We start from the raw sequence: 20,843 nt of genomic DNA on the forward strand, positions 1-20,843 counted from the left end.
AATCAATTGTTAGCAACCGCAAAATGGATTGTTGCGCAATTGATTCCGTGGCTTTGAAAACGTCAGTTTGGCTTACTTTTCAACCTGTAAAATACGAACTGGCAAACCTAGCGCTTTCAATTTGGCTTCCCATTTTTGTCGGTCGGCAACCACAATGATCTGATAGTCAGAGGGGCTAAACCACTTGGCCGCAATCGCGTTGAGTTCAGCTTTGCTGATATTTTGTACTCGCGCATTACGCGCGGCGATATCCGCAGTTTGCAGATCAAACTCAAGCAGCAGTTGCAGTAATTTGGCTTTATCCGCTGGCGTTTCATATTTCAGCGCTTCTTGCTGACCTCGCGCCAAGCGCATAAAGGCGACCTCATCATCGGTCAAACCATGCGCTGCGTATTGACTCATCTCTTTGCGAATTTCAGCAATGGTATCAGCGGTTGCATCAGCGCGCACATCTGCACCAAAGCTAATCACCCCGACCTCTTGGCCGCCATAGCTATAGCCCCAAGCGCCATAGGTGTAGCCTTTATCTTCACGCAAATTTTGGTTAATACGACTATTGAAATTACCCGCTAAGTTAAAGTTACTGAGCGAAATATCATAGCCCTCACCCAAAGCCTCAAAAGGCAAACCACGACGCACAAAGCGAATCACACTTTGCGGTGCACCCGGTTTATCCACCAGCCAAATCTGTGAGTGTTTATAACTTGGCATTGGCGCCAGAGGCGCCATCGCCACGCTATCGCCTTGCCAGCCATTGAGTGCGGCGAGCTTACTCATCATCGCTTGTTGATTGAGATCGCCAACCACCACAATATTGGCCCCCTGCGGACGATAATGGCTGCGATAAAACGCCTGAACATCTTCCAAGGTCAGCGCTTGCAATGTTTGCAACGTACCACTACTTGGATAGCGGAAAATAGACTGTCCGTAGAGCACTTCTTTACTGGCTTGATCTGCCAGCCAGCCCGGACGCTGCTGCTCATAGGTTGCGCCTTCTAGGGCTTGCTTTTTCACCCGCGCAAAATCTTCCGCTCGAAAACCCGGGGTCGCTAAGCTTTCATACACAATGGCAAGGGTGCGATCGAGATTTTTGGTCAGCGATGAAATCGCCACTGTGGTGTAGTAGGTATTCACGTTAAAGGATACGCTACTGCCTAAAGTCGCAAGCTCAGCATGAATGTCATCGGTACTGCGGCTTTGGCTCGACTCATTCATCATCGCCGCGGTCAGCTCAGCAATACCTGCCTGTGCAGTGCTTTGATAACGACGACCAGCTGGAATATTTAGCTGCAGCTGAATTGTTGGTGTCTCGGTGCTATAACTCCCCACCACTTGCACGCCATTGGTCAGATTTTGCTGCCATAGTTCAGGGACTTTCACCGCCACGGCTTGAGTCGCACTTGGCATCACAGTGCGATCGAAGTGACTTTGAATTGGCTGATAGTTAAGCGCGCTATGCTGTTTATCTGCGCTTAAATCACGCTTTTCAGGCCAGTAATTTTGCGGTGCTACGGCCCACTGCGTTTTGCCCTGCGGCACAATGCTAAGTACCACATGCGCTTTATTCTCAAGGTATTTGCGATATACCGCTTTGACATCATTCGCGGTGACGGCATTAGCCGCCTTCAAATCTTGAACAAAATGGTTGGGATCAGCAAAGAAGGTTTCACCTGCAGCCAACTGCGCGACTTTACCGTGCACACTTTGCAAGCCAAAGATCGCTGCGGCTTGGTTGCTACCCTGAATGCGCTTCAGATCTTTTTGCGCAATATCTTGCGCAGCAAAATCACTGAGATGCTGCATCAATTTTTTCTCGATCACAGCTAAGTCATGATTTGCTTGGCCATCACCCATGGCATACACCACAAAGTTACAAGACAGCTCAGCACAATCAGAGAAAGCGCCGACATCTAAGGCTTCGTTGGTCATCACCATGTTTTGGTATAGGTAACTGCTCACACCGCCACTGAGTAGATCAGCCATCATGGATAGAGATGCATCGTCTTGGCTACCCATGTAGCTAGTTGGCCAGCTCAGTACCACCATCGGCTGAATAATACGATCTTCAAGGGTGATATAACGGGTTTGATCTAAGGTCACTGGCCACTTGTCCGCGCGCTCAACCGCAGGACCGGCTGGAATTTCACCAAAATATTTTTCAACCCAAGCCAAGGTTTGCGCGGGATCGATATCCCCACCAATGGTCAATACCGCATTGTTAGGACCATACCAACGCATAAAGAAGGCTTTCAGATCGTTCACATCCACGCGATTCAAATCGTCGACATAGCCAATGGTTTGCCAAGAATAGGGATGCTGACGTGGATACATCGCCTCACCCAGACGTTCAAATAGCAAGCCATAAGGACGGTTTTCATAGCTTTGCGCGCGCTCATTTTTCACCGTTGAACGCTGCACTTCAAATTTGCGCTGCGACACCGCCTCAAGTAAAAAGCCCATGCGATCGGACTCTAGCCACAGCACTTTTTCAAGCTGATTGGCTGGCACTGTTTCGTAGTAGTTGGTGCGATCGCGATTGGTGGTGCCATTGAGCGTGCCACCGGCTTCGGTGATGATCTTAAAGTGCTGCTGATCGCCAACATGCGCAGAGCCTTGAAACATCATATGCTCGAAGAAATGAGCAAAGCCCGATTTACCTTCGACTTCGCGCGCAGAGCCAACGTGATAAGTGACATCCACATGCACCAATGGATCGGAGTGATCCTCCATTAAGATCACAGTCAAGCCATTGCTCAAACGATATTTTTGGTAACCAATGGCAAGAGAGTCCGGGTTTTCTTGGACCGACTCAATCAAAGTCACGCCCTGAGGTAAAGGTGGATTTGGCGCAATCAAACTGCACCCGCTTAATGCCAGTGCAACCCCGATAGAAATCAACCAATGCTTCACGCACACACTCCTTTTAATGCAATACGAACCATGCAATCAGTGCATAGCGCGTACTTTTACCTATCAACATAAAGGCCACTGAAGGCCATAACCGGCAGCGAAACCATCCTGCAGCCACACACAAAAGATCGCCAATAATCGGCAACCAACTCAATAACAACACACCAGTGCCGTAGCGCTGCAGGTAATCCAATGCTTTTTTTTGTTTTTTACTGGGCGACATTTTTTGTGGTAGCCAGCGGCCAATCGCGTAGTTGACCACACCACCCAAGGTATTAGCCAAACTTGCTAAAACAACCAACAACCAAGGTGCAGGAGACGTTTTAACCAACCAAAGCAATAACGCTTCAGAGCCGCCAGGGAAAAGCGTCGCACTGACAAAACTGCTGGCCATCAAGCTCCAAGCTTGCAGCCAAAATTCAGAACTCACACAAACTATCCAATGATCTATTATGGCGTGACATTATCCAGATCGAACAACATCTTGCCACGCGTATGACCGCTTTCAATGGCTCGATGCGCATCAGCGCCGCGATAGAGCGGATAAATATGGCTAATTTCCACTTTTAAATGCCCTGCCTCAACGCGATTGAGCATCTCATGTAAAGCTTTTGGCTCCGCTTCAACTAGCAATCCCTGTGCTTGCATGGCTAAGCGCTCAGCGGCTTCAATCACTTGCTGCGCGGTCACTGTGGGCAGCGTCACGACACGGCAATTGCTGTGGCCACATTGCAGCGCCGCTAGGCCAACTTCGCCACCGATTAAATCGATAATGACATCCACCGACTCACATTGCTCAGCTAGCGGTGCTTGTCGATAATCTAGCGCTATCGCACCGAGCTCTTTGACAAAATCCACATTGTCACTTGAGCAACTCGCTATAACCTGCGCTTGCATCGAGTTGGCCAGCTGAATAGCTAAATGCCCCACGCCACCCGCGCCAGCTAATATTAAAACGCGTTCACCCGGGCGAATATTGGCTTTGGCCAGCGCTTGCCAGGCAGTCAAACCAGCCAGCGGCAAGCCTGCCGCTTTTTGGCTCGACACATGATTCGGCACAGCGCAAAGCAAAGCGGCATCTACCGCCACATATTGACTATAACCACCACCAGTCATCACCAGTCCAGCAACGCGCTGGCCCACAGATAGACCTTGAACCTTAGTACCTAGTTCAACAATTTCGCCTGCTATATCAAAGCCAGGCGTCCATGGCAGCTGATCGCCATAACGCTGCGCCGCCCAGCCAAGACCTGCACGCGTTTTCGCATCTACGGGATTAATGCCCGCATACTCCACTTTCACCAGCACCTGATGCGCAGCCAAAGGCGGTAGCTCTGCATGGGCAAGTGTCAGAGATTCTGGAGGGCCAAATTGAGTTAACTGCAGCGCAATATTTTGAGGCATCACAAATCCTTGCTGATGGTTTTGCCAACACTTTACCGCACTTTACCGACAAAAAAATGGGCAAGCTGTGCGCTTGCCCATTTACATTGAAATTTTGTGCGATGTTTCGGTCTATCGCTGCGGCAAAATCGGGTTAACCCACCAATGCCAACAGCACACCCGCCGCCACTGCTGAGCCCAATACGCCTGCAACGTTTGGCCCCATGGCATGCATCAACAGGAAGTTCTGTGAATTTGCCTCAAGACCGACCTTGTTCACCACACGCGCCGCCATTGGAACCGCAGATACACCGGCCGCACCAATCAATGGGTTGATTGGTGAGCGACTAAAGCGGCCCAAAATCTTCGCCATAATCACACCTGATGCCGTACCGATACTAAAGGCCACTGCGCCCAGCACTAAGATACCAAGGGTTTCAAGCTGCAAAAATTGCTCAGCCTGAAGCTTGGAGCCCACGGACAAACCAAGGAAGATGGTCACTATGTTGATCAGCTCGTTTTGTGCCGTTTTCGACAAACGCTCCACCACGCCAGATTCGCGCATCAAGTTACCCAAGCAGAACATCCCAACCAATGGTGTGGCTTCTGGCAAAAATAAAATGGTTGCACCCAGCACCGCAAGTGGGAACAGGATCTTCTCTGTTTTTTTCACTTCGCGAAGCTGGTCCATCTTAATTTGACGCTCTTCTTTGGTTGTTAGGGCTTTCATAATCGGCGGCTGAATAATTGGCACCAAAGCCATATAGCTATATGCCGCTACCGCAATCGCACCCAGTAGTTCAGGGGCCAACTTTGATGCCAAGAAGATCGCGGTTGGACCATCGGCACCACCGATAATCGCGATCGCCGAAGCATCGGCCAAGGTAAATTCCATACCCGGAATATAGTTGAGCAAAATCGCACCAAACAGGGTGGCGAAAATACCAAACTGCGCCGCTGCACCAAGCAGCAACATTTTCGGGTTAGCAATCAAGGCGCCAAAGTCGGTCATTGCACCCACGCCCATAAAAATCAGCAAAGGTGCCACGCCCGAAGCCACCGCCACGGTATAAAAGGTGTAAAGCACGCCAGCACCATAGCCATGCTCAGCAGCCAAAGCTTTCGCGGCGGCAAGCTGAGTCGGATCGGCGAGCTTCATCGCTTGCTGAACCGCTTCTTTGCTGATGTCAGTGACACCGACAATTTGCGCGAACTCTTTCAATAGATTGAGATCGGCGGCATAAAGCGCATTATCCAAGGCGGAGTTGGCCAAACCCACGGCAGGAATGTTGGCCAAGATCGCACCAAAACCAATAGGCAGAAGAAGCAAGGGCTCAAAGCCCTTGCGAATGGCTAAGTACAACAACGTCAGGCCAACAGCCATCATCACCATTTGTTGCCACTGGAAATGAGCTATCCCTGTGCTTTGCCAAAGTGTGTATAAACCGTCCATGTCGTCCTCTAAGCTAGGTTCAACAGCGGCGTACCCACGCTCACCGAATCACCCTCTTTCACCAATACGTCCTGTACTTTGCCGCTGCGCGCAGCGCGTACTTCGGTTTCCATCTTCATCGCTTCAAGGATCAACAACACATCACCTTCTTGTACAGGATGACCCGGCTGAACCACCACTTTAAAGATATTGCCTGCCAAAGGCGCAGGAACGGCTTCCACGGAGCCACCTGCAACAGGTGCCGCAGCTGCCGCAGATTGCGTTGAGGCAGCAGCAGGCGCTACCGCAGCCACTTGTCCTTGAGGACCCACTTGTACATCAAACACTTCACCGTTGACGCAAACGCTGTAGCTTTCTACACCGCCTTGCATTGGTGCAGCAGCGACCACAGGCACAGCAACTTCAGCGCTTGGCGCAGGTTCAAAGGCATCTGGATTGCCACGGTTTTTCAGGAATTTGAGACCTACTTGCGGGAATAGCGCATAGGTTAAAACATCATCCACCTGCGCTTCAGCCAAGCTGATATTCTCATCTTTGGCTTTTGCCAGCAGATCGTCAGTTAACGTATGCAGCTCATTTTCAAGCAAATCAGCTGGACGACAAGTGATCGCCTCAGCGCCATCTAATACACGCGCTTGCAGCTCAGCATTGACTGGTGCTGGTGTTGCGCCATATTCACCTTTGAGCACGCCTGCCGTTTCTTTGGTGATGGATTTATAGCGCTCACCAGTGAGCACGTTAATCACCGCTTGTGTTCCCACGATTTGCGATGTTGGCGTCACCAAAGGTAAGAAGCCCAAATCTTCACGCACACGTGGGATTTCATTGAGCACTTCATCGATGCGATCCGCGGCGCCCTGCTCTTTAAGCTGGCCTTCCATATTGGTTAGCATGCCGCCTGGTACCTGAGCGATCAAAATGCGTGAGTCCACGCCCTTCATTGCCCCTTCCCATTTCGCATACTTCTTACGAACTTCTTTAAAGTAGGCAGCAATTGGTTCAAGCGCATTGAGATTCAAGCCGGTGTCTCGATCGGTCCCTTCTAGCATGGCAACAACAGTTTCTGTTGGCGTGTGGCCATAGGTTTGGCTCATAGAAGAGATGGAGGTATCCAGCACATCCACGCCCGCTTCAATAGCTTTAATCGCAGTTGCAGTCGACAGGCCTGTAGTCGCATGGCAATGCAGCGCAATTGGCACATCACAGCTTTGCTTAATCGCACGAATCAGATTTTCAGCTTCATAGGGCTTGAGCAAACCTGACATATCTTTAATACAAAGCGAGTGACATCCCAAATCTTCAAGACGCTTAGCGAGATCAGTCCAAGTTTCAAGGGTATGGAATTTACTGGTGGTATAAGAGAGTGTGCCCTGAGCGTGCGCGCCAACATCCACAGCCGCTTTTACTGCGCGCTGGAAGTTGCGAACATCGTTCATCGCATCAAAAATTCGAAATACATCCATACCGTTGGCATGTGAACGCTCAACAAATTTTTCAACCACGTCATCGGCGTAGTGGCGATAGCCCAATAGGTTTTGACCGCGAAGCAGCATTTGCATCGGGGTATTTGGCATCGCTTTTTTCAGCGTACGTAGACGCTCCCATGGATCTTCGCCGAGAAAACGAATACAAGCGTCAAAAGTCGCCCCACCCCAAGTTTCAAGTGACCAGTAGCCAACTTGATCTAACGCTTCAGCAATTGGAAGCATATCTTCAATACGCATACGAGTCGCGAAGAGCGACTGGTGCGCGTCACGTAATACAACGTCAGTAATCGCAAGAGCCTTGGACATTCTGCCAACTCCTTGTAGTAGTCAAATCCAAAAAATTATGAGGTTGCACGTGCACGGTATTGGTGCACAGCGCTGCTAATGGCTGCCACAACTTCGGGGCGAACCCCTTGTGCGGTTGGGCGAGGAGATGAGGATTGTTCAGCTTGCGGCTCCTCAGGAACCCATTTCGCCATCATATTGATGACGACAATCAGTAAGCTGAGAAACAAGAAAACAAATCCCATGCCGATCACCATCAATGCAGCAGCATCAATCAGTGCGGCGGTGATATCGATCGTTGGGCCGTTTGCGCCTTGTGACGCCGCGATAGTCACGGCATCCACCACAACTGTGGTCTCTGTCATTTGTAGCTTCCCTTCTTTCAAACTGCGACAGGCGCTAACGATTATCACGCAGCACCTATGCAGTCAAACCCGAGCGAGTCAAAATGCAGTTAACGAATCAGTTACGAAACAAAATACATTTTTGTTGCATTCGCTGCTCTTTTAAGCAACTAGAGTACCAAGAAACGACTGAAAAACGTTCAATCCACCTCACAGTTCCTTTCATTTGCTCAAATAAAAAAATTCGAATTGATACAGATCAGGAAATATCACGACAAAACCGTACGAAAAAGTGCAGAAAAACAGCGCGTTCCAAGCAGAGATGAAAATGTAAGAAATTGATAAATAGATAAGAATTGGGACAACGGAGAATCAATAGATATAAAAAAACCCAGTCCGAAGACTGGGTTTTGTAAGAATGGCGCGCTCGGGAGGATTCGAACCTCCGACCGCCTGGTTCGTAGCCAGGTACTCTATCCAGCTGAGCTACGAGCGCGCAAATCTAAAAAGGGATGGCGGTGAGGGAGGGATTCGAACCCTCGATACGGCTACAAACCGTATACTCCCTTAGCAGGGGAGCGCCTTCGGCCTCTCGGCCACCTCACCACACAAATAATGGCGCGCTCGGGAGGATTCGAACCTCCGACCGCCTGGTTCGTAGCCAGGTACTCTATCCAGCTGAGCTACGAGCGCGCAGAATTCATGTATTCTATTCAACTTATTGAAATAAGTCGAGAAAGAATGGCGCGCTCGGGAGGATTCGAACCTCCGACCGCCTGGTTCGTAGCCAGGTACTCTATCCAGCTGAGCTACGAGCGCGCAGAAATCTTTAAATTTTAAAATCAATCCGTGCTATACGAATTGAGAAAAGAATGGCGCGCTCGGGAGGATTCGAACCTCCGACCGCCTGGTTCGTAGCCAGGTACTCTATCCAGCTGAGCTACGAGCGCGCAGAAATCTTTAAATTTTAAAATCAATCCGTGCTATACGAATTGAGAAAAGAATGGCGCGCTCGGGAGGATTCGAACCTCCGACCGCCTGGTTCGTAGCCAGGTACTCTATCCAGCTGAGCTACGAGCGCGCAGAAATCTTTTAAATTTTGTATTCAACAAGCCAAAGCTTATCAAAAAAATAATGGCGCGCTCGGGAGGATTCGAACCTCCGACCGCCTGGTTCGTAGCCAGGTACTCTATCCAGCTGAGCTACGAGCGCGCAACGCTTCAATAAATTGAAGCGACGCAAGAATGGCGGTGAGGGAGGGATTCGAACCCTCGATACGGCTACAAACCGTATACTCCCTTAGCAGGGGAGCGCCTTCGGCCTCTCGGCCACCTCACCATCTTGCGGAGGCACATATTACTGTGAGGCCAAAATATGTCAAACACTTTCTGGCAAAAACTCTAGAACAAATGCACGGTTGCGCACTTTGCACTCAATTGGTTGCGATTTTGAACAATTTATTTAAAAAAGAGAAGTCAGTCACACTGACGAGAAGAAAAGATATTGCTAAATGACAGGCAAAAAGAAGGCCAGCATTTGCTGACCCATCTCTTTAGAAGTTACCTTGATTTGTACTATCGGTACCTTTCTCCGCTTGAATTCGCATATAGATTTCTTCACGGTGAACGGAAACTTCTTTTGGTGCATTCACACCGATACGAACTTGGTTGCCTTTTACACCAAGCACAGTGACTGTTACTTCGTCACCAATCATCAGCGTTTCACCAACGCGACGAGTCAAAATTAGCATGAGTCTGCTCCTTGAGTTATCTCAGTCTTATTATGGATAACGAATCAACGTTATATCGTTTCTTCCATTAGCAGCGGCAAGCGATTCCTGCTTAAGATACCGCGAGAAGCGGCGCATTATCTATAAATTCGTCACAAACCACAAACTTTTCATGAAGTAAAGTTGCAGCCTGCGGATAGTCATCGCTATCAACCGTCAGACTTAATCGACTGTCCGCTAATGAGTACTGGTGTACCGCAATACCCTGTAAAGATAGTGCCTCAATTGCATGATGACGAATCGTTTCCGCACTCTGTCCCACAATTGATAATGTAAACACCTTGATAATATGACGTATTCTTTGTTTTAACTCTAGCGGAATTTTGCCTTCATCTGAGTCACAAACGATTAACGTCACGTCATCAGCTTGCTCTTGTAAGAGTTGAAACTGAAGGTTTAGTTCCGTCAAATTCGTTCTAAATTCAATCAGATATTTTGATGGAATTGTGATTAGTAATTGAGCGACACCCGCAAGGCCAGCAATGGGTTTCACCGGACAGAGATGATCAAAGGTGACCAAGGTACTATGACCGGCGGTAAATGAGGATAAGACGCGCAGCGGAACATTCAACTCATAAGCGCTATGCACTGACTGATACTGCAACACCTTAGCGCCATGCTCAGCCATTGCCAGCATATCGGTAAAGCGAATACAGTCATGACGTACCGCACTCGGTACGATGCGGGGATCTGCGCTATAAACGCCATCCACGTCAGTAAAAATTTGGCACTCATCAGCCGCCAAAGCAGCCGCTAGTGCAACCGCAGTATAATCTGAGCCACCACGCCCCAGGGTGGTAATCTCCCCCATGGCATCACAGCCCTGAAATCCCGCGACAATCGCAACCGCACCTTCAGCTAAGTTGGCTTCAAGTGCAGCTGTGTCGATATTTTCAATCATTGCACCACCGTGCACTGATGAGGTGACAATACCAGCCTGCCCCCCAGTAAAAGAGCGCGCAGGGCAACCACGCGCACTCAACACAGTGGCCAATAACGACATCGAGACTTGCTCCCCCGTCGCCATTAGCATATCCAGCTCTCGAGGATTGGGCGTCGCAGATAGGCGATAAGCCATCTCAACCAAGCGATTGGTTTCTCCTGCCATTGCGGAAACCACCACCACCAATTGATGCCCTAGCGAACGAAGGGCCATCACCTGCTCTGCAACCGCCTCAATGCGCTCAAGCGAGCCCACTGAGGTACCACCAAATTTAAGAACCAGACGAGACACGATGTGCAATCACTCCGATTAGAGTTGTTCAGTCAACCAAGGCACCACTGAATCCAATGCCTGTGGCAATGCTGCCGCATCAGTACCGCCAGCTTGCGCCATATCTGGACGACCGCCGCCTTTACCACCGACTTGTTGGGCCACAAGGTTCACCAAATCACCCGCTTTCACTTTGCCGATCAAATCTTTGGTCACGCCAGCAATCAGGCCAACTTTGCCTTCGCTGACATTGCCCAGCATGATCACACCGCTACCCATTTGGTTTTTCAGATCGTCAACCATACCGCGCAATGCCTTGTTATCCGCACCATCAAGTTTGGCAACCAGCACTTTCACGCCATTGATCTCTTGTACTTTGTCAGTCAGCTTAGCGCTGGCTGCTGCTGCAAGTTTATCTTTGAGCTGTGCGATCTCTTTTTCAAGCGCTTTTGCTTTGACTGCAGCTTCATCAAGCTTCAGCTCAGCTTTCGCCGCTTGACCATCCAAGTAATCCAGCGCAGCTTCACCAGTCACCGCTTCAATACGACGAATACCTGCTGCAATACCACTTTCAGAAGTGATCTTAAATAGGCCGATATCACCTGTACTTGATGCGTGAACACCGCCACATAGCTCAGTTGAGAAATCACCCATGGACAGTACGCGAACTTGCTCGTCATACTTTTCACCAAACAGTGCCATCGCACCTTTTTGTTTGGCTGACTCAATATCCATGATATTGGTTTCAATACTGTGGTTACGGCGCACTTCAGCGTTAACCATGCGCTCAACTTCTTTCAGCTCAGCTGCGGTCACACCCTCAAGGTGCGAGAAGTCAAAACGTAGATTTTCAGCTTTTACAAGTGAGCCCTTCTGAGTAACGTGCTCACCCAATACTTTACGTAGTGCAGCGTGAAGCAAGTGTGTTGCAGAGTGGTTCAAGGTAATAGCGGCGCGGCGCGCAGCATTCACCAATGCATTGGCTTTGTCACCTTTCGCCATGACGCCTTCAGTCAACTCGCCGTGATGCGCAATGGCATTACCAAGCTTTTGAGTATCTTCAACTTTGAACAAACCTGATTCAGTATTGATCACACCCGCATCGCCACACTGGCCGCCTGACTCTGCATAGAAAGGTGTTTGATCAAGAATCAAAATCGCTTTATCACCCGCAGATAGTGCATCGACTTCTTGGCCTTCAACGAACATCGCAACCACAGCGCTCTCACCTTCAGTACCGGCGTAGCCGCAGAATTCTGTTTGCGCTTCTGTTTTGATTGCGGCGTTGTAATCGGTACCAAATTGGCCCGCTTCACGTGCACGTTGACGCTGCTCTTCCATGGCTTTTTCAAAGCCAACTTCATCGATGCTAAAGTCACGCTCGCGCGCTACATCATTGGTCAAATCAGCAGGGAAGCCGTAGGTATCATAAAGTTTGAATACGGTTTCGCCGTCCAGCACTTTACCGTCAAGGTTATCAAGTGCATCATTCAGGATCGCCATGCCGCGCTCGAGCGTGCGACCAAAGTTTTCTTCTTCGATACGAAGCACTTTCTCAACCACAGCTTGCTGGCGTTTGAGTTCTTGACCCGCAGAGCCCATTACCTCAGCCAGCACGCCGACCAATTTATGGAAGAATGCACCTTGTGCACCCACTTTGTTACCGTGACGCACTGCGCGACGAATAATGCGACGTAGCACATAGCCACGACCTTCATTTGAAGGCATCACACCGTCCACAATCAAGAATGAACATGAACGAATATGGTCAGCAATAACGCGTAGTGATTGATTAGAAAGGTCATCACAACCTGTCACTTCTGCAGCGGCTTTGATCAATGTTTGGAAAACATCAATTTCATAGTTTGAATGCACACCCTGCATGATGGCAGAGATACGCTCAATCCCCATGCCTGTATCTACCGAAGGTTGTGGTAGCGGCTCCATGGTGCCATCGGCATGGCGATTGAACTGCATAAATACGTTGTTCCAGATTTCAATAAAGCGGTCGCCATCTTCCTCTGCAGAACCTGGAGGACCACCCCAGATGTGGTCGCCGTGATCATAGAAAATCTCGGTACATGGACCACATGGGCCAGTGTCACCCATTTGCCAGAAGTTATCTGACTCATAGGCTTTACCACCTTCTTTATCGCCAATGCGAACGATGCGCTCAGCTGGAATACCAATTTTTTTATTCCAGATATCAAAAGCCTCATCATCGGTCTGATAAACAGTCACCAACAAACGCTCTTTTGGCAGTTTTAGAATTTCAGTCAGGAATTCCCATGCATAGCTAATCGCATCATCTTTGAAGTAATCACCAAAGCTGAAGTTACCTAGCATTTCAAAGAAGGTATGGTGACGAGCTGTAAAACCAACGTTTTCTAGATCGTTGTGCTTACCACCGGCACGAACACAGCGTTGTGCAGTCGTTGCTCGTGTGTAGGCGCGTTTTTCCAAACCTAAGAAACAATCTTTAAATTGGTTCATACCTGCATTGGTAAAAAGCAGGGTTGGATCGTTATGCGGTACTAACGATGAACTGTCGACGATCTGGTGTCCTTTGCTTTCAAAGAACTTGAGGTACGCATTACGAACCTCATCTGTGCTCATGTACATTGGCAAATCCTAAACTGGTTATGGTCTTCAACAGGTCGCTCTGCGACGATATAGACGCTGTTAGAAATTTTTTCGGCCAACATTGTAAATCAACCTTTGCCAATGCGGGAGCTTTTTAACCATTTCTACTAGATTTCTCGCCAATTTCCCCTTCATTTGCTGGCAGCAAGACAATGCACGAAAGGCCGAAGCAAGGCTTTCTTTTTTTTGATATAAAAAAACACCACATGAGGCGGTGTTTATTCAGATTCACGATGTATCTCTAGCGCATACTGTACTTGGTCAAAACTAAACCCGCGATAGAGTAAAAAACGCATTCGCTTGCTGCGATCCTTGGCATCAACAATCGGCGTTGGCAAACATTCCCCCCACTGCGAATATTTTCGCAAATAGGTCGCTCTTGCCAGTTCAAACCAATCGACCTCACAATGCGCTAGAAGCGATTCTATTAAATCTTGCGCCAACCCTTTTTGCTGCATTTGCTGACGAATACGTTGGACACCATGGCCTTTATCTTGACCATGACGAATCAACATTTCGCCATAGCGCTGATCATCAAGGTAACGGTGTTCAATGCAACTTTGTAGGGCAAGTTCAATTTCCGTTTCGCCAAAATGCAAACTGCGCAGTTTACTGCGCAGTTCGGCTTGGCTATGTTCACGACGCGACAGATAGTTGATTGCCGCATCGCGTGGATTTTGCCAACGACTCAGAAGGCTTCCCCTTCTTCAGACTCAGGTGATTCCACTTCAGCTTCTGTTGCCTGCGCTGAAGCGGTTTGCGGCTGCAGCAACAATTCACGAAGTGATTTGTCCAAAGCATCTGAAATCGCTGGATTATCAGCAAGGTATTTACAAGCATTGGCTTTACCTTGACCGATTTTATCGCCTTGATAGCTATACCAAGCACCCGCTTTATCAACAAATTTATGCTTCACACCCAGGTCAATGAGTTCACCCAAACGGTTAAAGCCTTGGCCGTAAAGAATTTGTGTATCCGCTTGTTTAAATGGTGCCGCAATTTTGTTCTTCACTACTTTAATGCGGGTTTCGTTACCAACAACCTCATCGCCCTCTTTAATCGAGCCAGTACGACGAATGTCCAAACGAACAGAAGCATAGAATTTCAGTGCATTACCACCGGTAGTGGTTTCTGGGTTACCAAACATCACACCAATCTTCATACGGATTTGGTTGATGAAAATACACATACAGTTGGACTGTTTCAGGTTACCCGTCAATTTACGCATCGCTTGCGATAGCATACGCGCTTGCAGACCCATGTGGCTGTCACCCATCTCACCTTCGATTTCAGCTTTTGGTGTAAGCGCTGCAACGGAGTCAACAACAATCACATCCACCGCGCCCGAACGAGCCAAAGCATCACAAATCTCAAGTGCTTGCTCACCAGTATCTGGCTGTGACACCAATAGCTGGTCGATATTCACGCCCAATTTCTGCGCATAGATTGGATCCAAGGCATGCTCAGCATCGATAAAGGCACAGGTTTTACCTTGGCGTTGCGCTGAAGCAATCAGCTCAAGAGTCAAGGTTGTTTTACCTGAAGATTCAGGGCCGTAGATTTCGCAAATACGCCCCATCGGTAAGCCACCAGCACCTAAAGCGATATCCAAGGCCAATGAACCAGTCGAGATGGTTTCTACATCCATGGTACGGTTATCACCTAAACGCATGATAGAACCTTTACCAAATTGTTTTTCGATCTGGCCTAGGGCCGCAGCTAACGCTTTTTCTTTGTTGCTATCCATTTGACTCTCCGAGGGGGAACCGACAATCTGTGAATTGCTGTTAAGTATACTGTCTACTTATACAGTGTCTAGTCCTGACCGCCTGTTTTTTTCAAAATTTGATTGATTCGATATTTTTCAGCAGATTAACTCAACTCTGTGAGTCGTTCACAGCAGCCTGCGATGGCATAGGCAACTGCTTGTTGACGTACTGCTTGGCGATCGCCAGTAAAGTGCTGACATTGACTTTTCACCCAGCCAGCATGATCAGCCCAGGCAAACCATACGGTGCCCACAGGCTTTTCGTCACTGCCGCCACCAGGGCCGGCAATGCCACTAATCGATACCGTGAGTTTTGCATTGGAGTGGGTAATGGCCCCCTGTGCCATTGCACGGACGACGGCATCACTCACCGCGCCATGGCGACTAATAAGCGCTTCACTCACGCCAAGCATTTGAGTTTTCGCTTCATTGCTATAGGTAACAAACGCGCGATCAAACCAAGCTGAACTTCCTGCGATATCGGTCAATGCCATGGCGACACCACCACCGGTACATGACTCAGCAGTGGCCATTTGCCATTGCTTAGCCAAAAGTAGCTGCGCCAGCTGTTGTCCTTGATGATTCATCTCATTCAACTCCTTTTTGCGCTCAGTGTAGCAGCTTCAATTGAAGAAAAAAGACATCCCCTCACTGTTTACAATAAACGCGAGAGAGCAGTAAAAATTAGGCGCCATTGATTGCTTAAAAATAGCTGAGACATGAAATCTATCGCAGCATTGTCAACGCACTGACACGCAAAAATAGCGCGAGAAAATAACGCTTCGCGCATAAAGATTGACCTTTTGAATGACTCGCATTGCTTTCTCTGCCTATCAAAAATATGATGCCTGCAGTCTCTTTGCTTCCAATCGCCGAGGATTTTTCGTGCCCAACTCTCGCCCTTTAGAATCACACACCCCAATGATGCAGCAGTACCTTCGCTTAAAAGCGGAGCACCCAGAGATACTGCTGTTTTATCGAATGGGCGATTTCTACGAACTCTTCTATGACGATGCCAAACGCGCTTCGCAACTGCTAGATATTTCACTGACTAAACGCGGTCAATCAGCTGGCGAGCCAATTCCCATGGCCGGCATTCCTTATCATGCCGTCGAAGGCTATCTGGCTAAATTAGTCCAGCAAGGTGAGTCAGTCGCGATTTGTGAACAAATTGGCGATCCTGCAACGAGTAAAGGCCCCGTCGAGCGCCAAGTAGTCCGTATCGTCACCCCTGGCACAGTAACCGATGAAGCCTTATTGGCAGAGCGTCGTGATAACCTGATTGCCGCCATTGTTCAGCAAGGCGAACACTTTGGCTATGCCACCTTAGATCTCACTTCGGGGCGTTTTCTGCTGAGTGAAATGCAAGGAGACGAGCGCATTCAAGCCGAGCTCGAACGCACTCATCCAGTCGAGCTGCTATTTGCTGAAGATTTAGCCGCTGTTGAATTACTACGCCAACGTGACGGCAATCGTCGTCGGCCCGTATGGGAATTTGAATACAGCACTGCGCGTAACCAACTTTTACAACAGTTTGGCACCCGTGATTTAGTCGGCTTTGGCGTTGAAGATTATCGCCTAGGTATTTGTGCGGCTGGCGCCCTATTGCAATATGTCAAAGATACCCAGCGCACAGCACTGCCACACATTCGTAGCCTGCAGCTGGATAGCCAAGATCACAGCGTGATCCTCGATGCCGCTACGCGCCGCAATTTGGAGCTTACCCAAAATTTGGCAGGCGGTTATGACAATACCTTAGCATCCGTGCTTGATTGTACGGTCACCGCCATGGGTAGTCGTTTGCTTAAACGTTGGATTCATCAACCCATTCGTGCCATTGAACCTCGTCAAAACCGACTTGATGCGATTGCAGAAATTAAAGATGGTTTGCACTTTGAGAGTATTCAGCCTGAGCTGAAACCCATTGGCGATATTGAACGTATTCTCGCACGCTTGGCACTACGTTCAGCCCGCCCTCGTGATTTGGCGCGTTTACGCAGTGCGCTTAATCAACTCCCTGTGCTACAGGACACATTATCAGCACTTGAACATCCACAATTAATGCAACTACGCAGCGCAGCTCAGCCGATGCCCGCAGTAGCTGAGCTATTAAATCGCGCCATTATCGAAAACCCGCCAGTGGTGATTCGTGACGGCGGCGTGATAGCCCCCGGCTATAGCGCGGAGCTTGATGAGTGGCGCGATTTAGCATCAGGTGCCACCGAATTTTTAGAGCGTCTTGAAGTTCGCGAGCGTGAAACGCACCAAATCGATACCCTGAAAGTAGGCTTTAACCAAGTGCACGGTTACTACATTCAAGTCAGTCGAGGGCAAAGCCACTTGGTGCCAAGTTACTATGTGCGCCGTCAAACGCTGAAAAATGCTGAGCGTTATATTATTCCGGAACTCAAAGCTCATGAAGACAAGGTGCTCAACTCAAAGAGTAAAGCCTTGGCCATTGAAAAACAACTTTGGGACGCGCTCTTTGATCTACTGATGCCTGAGCTAGAGATGCTACAAAATGCAGCCCATGCCATTGCCGAGCTTGATGTACTTTGTAACCTTGCTGAGCGTGCGGACCAACTGGGTTATTGTCAACCGACCCTAGTTACAGAGCCGGGTATTCAGATTGAAGCGGGTCGCCACCCTGTGGTTGAACATGTGATGCAAGACCCTTTTATTGCCAACCCAATTTTGCTCGCACCTGATCGCCGCATGCTGATCATTACCGGCCCTAATATGGGTGGTAAATCAACCTATATGCGACAAACAGCCTTGATTGCATTGCTGGCTCATATCGGTAGTTTTGTCCCGGCGCAAAGTGCTGTGGTGGGTCCCTTAGATCGCATCTTTACCCGTATTGGCGCATCGGACGATCTCGCCTCTGGCCGCTCAACTTTTATGGTCGAAATGACCGAAACTGCGAATATCTTACATAACGCTACCGCACATAGCTTAGTGTTAATGGATGAGATTGGTCGCGGTACCAGTACCTACGATGGCCTCTCATTGGCTTGGGCAAGCGCGGAATGGCTGGCCAAAGAAATCGGTGCAATGACACTCTTTGCCACCCATTATTTTGAACTCACTGAGCTACCACAATTAATGCAGGGTCTTGCAAACGTACACCTGGATGCCGTAGAGCACGATGACACCATCGCCTTTATGCATGCAGTGCAAGAAGGTGCGGCCAATAAATCCTATGGTCTGGCTGTCGCAGCCCTTGCGGGTGTGCCTAAATCCGTCATTCGCCAAGCGAAAATGAAACTGCATCAATTGGAAAATCGTGATTTAGCCGAATTACCAGCGGCGCAATCCAATTTACAACAAGCAAGTTCGCAACCTGTGCAAACCAGCTTATTTGCAGAGCCTTCAGAGCTTGAAATTGCACTCTCAGCCATTGACCCTAATGAAATGACGCCGCGCCAAGCATTGGATGCGCTGTATCGCCTGAAAAAAATCAGCCTCTGAACTCATACTTGAATCGAATGACTGAAAGCAAAAAGGACGCCAAGGCGTCCTTTTTATCAATATGAAGCTTTTCATAGGGGCTTAAGACATATTGAAAATCGCTTCAATATTTAATCCCTGATGGGTCAACATATCACGCAAGCGGCGCAAACCTTCAACCTGAATTTGGCGCACACGCTCACGGGTCAATCCAATCTCACGCCCCACATCTTCCAATGTTGATGCTTCATAACCTAGCAAGCCAAAACGACGCGCCAATACTTCACGCTGTTTTACATTAAGCTCACCCAACCAAGTGACGATAGATTCTTTGATGTCATCATCCTGCGTAACATTCTCAGGACCCGCCTGATTTTCGTCAGGAATAATATCAAGCAGCGCTTTTTCAGTATCGCCACCAATAGGGTTGTCCACCGAACTGATGCGTTCATTGAGCTTGAGCATCTTGCTGACATCTTCCACTGGCTTATCGAGACTAATCGCAATATCTTCAGCAGTTGGCTCATGATCCAGCTTTTGTGATAACTCACGCGCCGTTCGCAAGTAAACATTAAGCTCTTTAACCACATGAATAGGCAAACGAATCGTGCGAGTCTGGTTCATGATCGCACGCTCAATGGTTTGACGAATCCACCAAGTGGCATAAGTTGAGAAGCGGAATCCACGCTCCGGATCGAATTTTTCCACCGCGCGAATCAAACCAAGATTGCCCTCTTCAACCAGATCAAGCAGTGCCAGACCTCGATTGCTGTATCGGCGAGAGATTTTCACCACCAAACGAAGATTACTTTCAATCATGCGTTTGCGTGCAATTTCATCACCACGCAAAGCGCGGCGAGCATAGAGCACTTCTTCTTCGGCGGTTAATAGTGGAGAGTAACCAATTTCACCCAGATAAAGCTGAGTGGCATCCATGGTCTTCGTAGTGAGGGCATCTTGCTGTGCTGATTCCACCTCAGTAGACACTTCCTCTTCCGTATCTAGTTCGATGTCCTCGATATCAAGTTGCTCGATTGTGTCTAATTGCTTTACTGCGTTACTGCGGCTCATAGGCGCCTCCCCGTATCCAGATAGCAAGACAATACTGCGAAATTTGTCTCTCTCAGCCCGCCCTGCGCTATCTGTTAAGGTAGGTAACGCTGTGGGTTGACTGATTTTCCCTTGTAGCGAATTTCAAAATGTAAGCGAACATCCTGTGAACCCGAGCTTCCCATGGTGGCAATCTGCTCACCTGCAGCCACTCGCTGATTTTCCTTCACCAGAATTCGCTCGTTATGGGCATAAGCACTTAAATAATCATCATTGTGTTTGATAATAATTAAGTTCCCGTAGCCTCGTAATGCATTGCCGGCATATACCACTGCGCCTTTCGCTGTTGCTACAACGGGTTGGCCGCGGCGGCCTGCAATATCAATTCCTTTGTTCCCCTGTTCAGCATTGGAGAAGCGAACCACCACGCGACCTTTAGTTGGCCAAAGCCAATCGGTCACCTTTCCTGAAACCGCCGGCTTAGGTGCTGGTTTCGGCTTCATTGGTTTTTTCTCTGCTGCTGTCACCTTCGCCGTAGACTGTGTAGTACTTGGCTTGGGTTTATTGTTAACAGTTTGTTTATTTTTTGTTTGCTCAGAGTAACGAGTCGGCTTAGGTGAATCAAGACCTAAATTTGAGACAGGTGTCGAGATTACGGAAATTGTCCCTGAGATCGCTGTTGTTTTCGCAGTTGAACCAACATATTCCGCTACAACTTTTGGATCGGGATAGAAGTTGATCGCAGTGGTTCTAGAAGGAGTAGGATAAACGTACTTTTTTTGCCAAAGTCGCAGTTTTTGTCCCGGATAGATCGTGTAAGGATATGAAAGATCGTTGTTTTCTATAATTTCTTGCACATCTTTATCTGTGATGTAAGCAATGAAATAAAGGGTATCTCCCTGATTCACTTCGTAATAGCTACCTCGATAACTACCGCGCTGAAGATCATCATAATTTGGCCCTAAACCAGACACTGGTGCCGGCGACTGTGCACAGCCCACAAGGCCAGCAATCATACTAGCCAAGCCCAATTGTTTTAGCCAAAAGCGACCCCGATTTCTTTTCATA

15 protein-coding genes and 8 tRNA genes are annotated in these 20,843 nt (G+C 48.7%); 1 reads left to right on the forward strand and 22 read right to left on the reverse strand.

Annotated elements, in window-relative coordinates:
- Positions 1 to 72: 72 nt before the first annotated feature.
- The 20 genes from L9P36_RS11095 to L9P36_RS11190 form a co-directional block, all read right to left on the reverse strand.
- Positions 73 to 2,910, reverse strand: a complete 2,838-nt coding sequence (locus L9P36_RS11095) for a M16 family metallopeptidase (protein ID WP_237466838.1) — start codon at positions 2,908 to 2,910, stop codon at positions 73 to 75.
- 13 nt (positions 2,911 to 2,923) lie between these two features.
- A complete protein-coding gene (locus L9P36_RS11100) occupies positions 2,924 to 3,340 on the reverse strand; it encodes a YqaA family protein (protein WP_237466840.1) in 417 nt (138 codons plus the stop codon).
- A gap of 20 nt (positions 3,341 to 3,360) precedes the next feature.
- The gene (locus tag L9P36_RS11105; RefSeq protein ID WP_237466842.1) at positions 3,361 to 4,314 is read right to left on the reverse strand and encodes an NADP-dependent oxidoreductase; all 954 of its coding nucleotides are present in this window, start codon (positions 4,312 to 4,314) and stop codon (positions 3,361 to 3,363) included.
- A 133-nt stretch (positions 4,315 to 4,447) separates the two neighbouring features.
- Positions 4,448 to 5,746, reverse strand: coding sequence for a sodium ion-translocating decarboxylase subunit beta (locus L9P36_RS11110; protein WP_237466844.1), 1,299 nt, complete (start codon positions 5,744 to 5,746; stop codon positions 4,448 to 4,450).
- 8 nt (positions 5,747 to 5,754) lie between these two features.
- Positions 5,755 to 7,539, reverse strand: a complete 1,785-nt coding sequence (gene oadA / locus L9P36_RS11115) for a sodium-extruding oxaloacetate decarboxylase subunit alpha (RefSeq protein WP_237466846.1) — start codon at positions 7,537 to 7,539, stop codon at positions 5,755 to 5,757.
- Between the two features lie 35 nt (positions 7,540 to 7,574).
- Positions 7,575 to 7,814: an oxaloacetate decarboxylase subunit gamma gene (locus L9P36_RS11120; protein ID WP_290368709.1), complete on the reverse strand. Its 240-nt coding sequence runs from the start codon at positions 7,812 to 7,814 to the stop codon at positions 7,575 to 7,577.
- Between the two features lie 467 nt (positions 7,815 to 8,281).
- A tRNA-Arg gene (locus tag L9P36_RS11125) sits at positions 8,282 to 8,358 on the reverse strand.
- Between the two features lie 17 nt (positions 8,359 to 8,375).
- Positions 8,376 to 8,468, reverse strand: a tRNA-Ser gene (locus tag L9P36_RS11130).
- A 10-nt stretch (positions 8,469 to 8,478) separates the two neighbouring features.
- Positions 8,479 to 8,555, reverse strand: a tRNA-Arg gene (locus L9P36_RS11135).
- 49 nt (positions 8,556 to 8,604) lie between these two features.
- A tRNA-Arg gene (locus tag L9P36_RS11140) sits at positions 8,605 to 8,681 on the reverse strand.
- 54 nt (positions 8,682 to 8,735) lie between these two features.
- Positions 8,736 to 8,812 (reverse strand) — tRNA-Arg (locus tag L9P36_RS11145).
- A gap of 54 nt (positions 8,813 to 8,866) precedes the next feature.
- Positions 8,867 to 8,943, reverse strand: a tRNA-Arg gene (locus L9P36_RS11150).
- 54 nt (positions 8,944 to 8,997) lie between these two features.
- Positions 8,998 to 9,074: transfer RNA gene (locus tag L9P36_RS11155), tRNA-Arg, on the reverse strand.
- 33 nt (positions 9,075 to 9,107) lie between these two features.
- Positions 9,108 to 9,200: transfer RNA gene (locus tag L9P36_RS11160), tRNA-Ser, on the reverse strand.
- 214 nt (positions 9,201 to 9,414) lie between these two features.
- Entirely contained in the window at positions 9,415 to 9,612 is a 198-nt protein-coding gene (gene csrA, locus L9P36_RS11165; protein WP_237466848.1) for a carbon storage regulator CsrA, read from the reverse strand.
- Positions 9,613 to 9,703: 91 nt separating this feature from the next.
- Entirely contained in the window at positions 9,704 to 10,885 is a 1,182-nt protein-coding gene (locus L9P36_RS11170) for an aspartate kinase (protein WP_237466850.1), read from the reverse strand.
- Between the two features lie 18 nt (positions 10,886 to 10,903).
- Entirely contained in the window at positions 10,904 to 13,486 is a 2,583-nt protein-coding gene (gene alaS / locus L9P36_RS11175) for an alanine--tRNA ligase (protein ID WP_237466852.1), read from the reverse strand.
- A 239-nt stretch (positions 13,487 to 13,725) separates the two neighbouring features.
- A complete protein-coding gene (locus L9P36_RS11180) occupies positions 13,726 to 14,199 on the reverse strand; it encodes a regulatory protein RecX (RefSeq protein WP_435532780.1) in 474 nt (157 codons plus the stop codon).
- Entirely contained in the window at positions 14,196 to 15,254 is a 1,059-nt protein-coding gene (recA, locus tag L9P36_RS11185; protein ID WP_237466855.1) for a recombinase RecA, read from the reverse strand. The genes L9P36_RS11180 and recA overlap by 4 nt, the downstream gene beginning before the upstream one ends.
- Before the next feature lie 125 nt (positions 15,255 to 15,379).
- Positions 15,380 to 15,862 carry a CinA family protein gene (locus L9P36_RS11190; protein ID WP_237466857.1) on the reverse strand — a complete coding sequence of 161 codons (483 nt, stop codon included), beginning with the start codon at positions 15,860 to 15,862 and terminating at the stop codon, positions 15,380 to 15,382.
- A gap of 334 nt (positions 15,863 to 16,196) precedes the next feature.
- Here L9P36_RS11190 and mutS point away from each other — a divergent pair, with 334 nt between their 5' ends.
- The gene (gene mutS, locus L9P36_RS11195) at positions 16,197 to 18,746 is read left to right on the forward strand and encodes a DNA mismatch repair protein MutS (RefSeq protein ID WP_237467918.1); all 2,550 of its coding nucleotides are present in this window, start codon (positions 16,197 to 16,199) and stop codon (positions 18,744 to 18,746) included.
- An 81-nt stretch (positions 18,747 to 18,827) separates the two neighbouring features.
- Here the strand turns inward: mutS and rpoS are convergent, their stop codons facing one another.
- Together rpoS and L9P36_RS11205 are read right to left on the reverse strand one after the other, a co-directional pair.
- Complete coding sequence (gene rpoS / locus L9P36_RS11200) at positions 18,828 to 19,796, reverse strand: RNA polymerase sigma factor RpoS (protein WP_237466859.1); 969 nt, start codon at positions 19,794 to 19,796, stop codon at positions 18,828 to 18,830.
- A 74-nt stretch (positions 19,797 to 19,870) separates the two neighbouring features.
- A complete protein-coding gene (locus tag L9P36_RS11205) occupies positions 19,871 to 20,842 on the reverse strand; it encodes a peptidoglycan DD-metalloendopeptidase family protein (RefSeq protein WP_237466860.1) in 972 nt (323 codons plus the stop codon).
- Between the last annotated feature and the right edge of the window lies 1 nt (position 20,843).

Source organism: Vibrio stylophorae (genome assembly GCF_921293875.1).
Taxonomy (GTDB): domain Bacteria; phylum Pseudomonadota; class Gammaproteobacteria; order Enterobacterales; family Vibrionaceae; genus Vibrio_A; species Vibrio_A stylophorae.

What these genes read in the sequence shown, in the direction of transcription:
- L9P36_RS11105 (WP_237466842.1), bottom strand. Translation starts at nt 4,314, where the DNA reads ATGCCTCAAAATATTGCGCTGCAGTTAACTCAATTTGGCCCTCCAGAA.
- L9P36_RS11110 (WP_237466844.1), bottom strand. Translation starts at nt 5,746, where the DNA reads ATGGACGGTTTATACACACTTTGGCAAAGCACAGGGATAGCTCATTTC.
- oadA (WP_237466846.1), bottom strand. Translation starts at nt 7,539, where the DNA reads ATGTCCAAGGCTCTTGCGATTACTGACGTTGTATTACGTGACGCGCAC.
- csrA (WP_237466848.1), bottom strand. Translation starts at nt 9,612, where the DNA reads ATGCTAATTTTGACTCGTCGCGTTGGTGAAACGCTGATGATTGGTGAC.
- alaS (WP_237466852.1), bottom strand. Translation starts at nt 13,486, where the DNA reads ATGTACATGAGCACAGATGAGGTTCGTAATGCGTACCTCAAGTTCTTT.
- recA (WP_237466855.1), bottom strand. Translation starts at nt 15,254, where the DNA reads ATGGATAGCAACAAAGAAAAAGCGTTAGCTGCGGCCCTAGGCCAGATC.
- L9P36_RS11190 (WP_237466857.1), bottom strand. Translation starts at nt 15,862, where the DNA reads ATGAATCATCAAGGACAACAGCTGGCGCAGCTACTTTTGGCTAAGCAA.
- mutS (WP_237467918.1), top strand. Translation starts at nt 16,197, where the DNA reads ATGATGCAGCAGTACCTTCGCTTAAAAGCGGAGCACCCAGAGATACTG.
- rpoS (WP_237466859.1), bottom strand. Translation starts at nt 19,796, where the DNA reads ATGAGCCGCAGTAACGCAGTAAAGCAATTAGACACAATCGAGCAACTT.
- L9P36_RS11205 (WP_237466860.1), bottom strand. Translation starts at nt 20,842, where the DNA reads ATGAAAAGAAATCGGGGTCGCTTTTGGCTAAAACAATTGGGCTTGGCT.